The following is a 261-nucleotide window of genomic DNA, read 5'->3' as shown; positions in this document are numbered from 1 at the left end:
AGTGGAATTGCTGGTGGTCGGCTGCAGCGGGGTAACCGAGCCCGACATCGGCCTGCTGTCGCAGGCGATGGCGCTGTTCATGCCGCGCCTGGTACTGGCGCTGTACGCGGTGCTGGACCAGAACGTCATGGCCGCCTGCGCGCGGGCCGGCGTGGCGGGTTATCTGCCCAAGGCCTCCAGCCCGGATGCGTTGGCCGCCGCGGTCAGCCTGGTGCTGGCGGGCGGGGAATGCTATCCGCAGCCAGCGGCGCGGCCATTGGG

Annotated in this window: 1 pseudogene; it reads left to right on the top strand. The window is 70.9% G+C overall.

From position 1 onward, the window contains the following. Positions 1–13 precede the first annotated feature (13 nt). Positions 14–261 (top strand): annotated as a pseudogene (locus SB751_RS32015) (DNA-binding response regulator); the annotation flags it as partial.

The organism is Cupriavidus sp. SIMBA_020, assembly GCF_046535395.1.
Taxonomy (GTDB): Bacteria; Pseudomonadota; Gammaproteobacteria; order Burkholderiales; family Burkholderiaceae; genus Cupriavidus; species Cupriavidus campinensis.
Note: the sequence above shows the minus strand (reverse complement) of the source record. Positions and strands in the feature narration are given on the sequence as shown.